Genomic DNA, 314 nt, shown 5'->3' with positions numbered 1-314 from the left:
ACCCTACCCACGGTCACAACCCAACTCACCCTCACCCCCACCGTCAACATCATCCCCCCTTCACCCTTCACCCCCCCCCTCTCCACCCACCCAACCACCTCCTCCTCATCCCCCTCAATCTCCACCCCCTTCACCTCCTCCCCAACCTCCACCCCCACCTCCCACCCCACAACCTCATCATCAACATCCCCCCCACCCACGCGTCCCTCCCCCCCATCACCCACCTCCATCCACCCCCCCCCCACTTCACACACCTCCACCACACTCCTCTCCTTCACCCACTCCTCCCCCTCCATCGCCCCAGTCCCCCGACA

General features: G+C 65.6%; 1 protein-coding gene. It reads right to left on the bottom strand.

What is annotated here, in order from left to right:
- Positions 1 to 296, bottom strand: a 296-nt coding sequence (locus FS507_RS19930; protein ID WP_145943838.1) for a hypothetical protein, incomplete at its 3' end; no start/stop codon positions are given.
- Between the last annotated feature and the right edge of the window lie 18 nt (positions 297 to 314).

Origin of the sequence: Corynebacterium glyciniphilum AJ 3170, assembly GCF_007673095.1 — a bacterium.
Taxonomy (GTDB): domain Bacteria; phylum Actinomycetota; class Actinomycetes; order Mycobacteriales; family Mycobacteriaceae; genus Corynebacterium.
The sequence above is the reverse complement of the archived record's forward strand: the minus strand, read 5'-3'. Positions and strand labels throughout refer to the sequence as shown.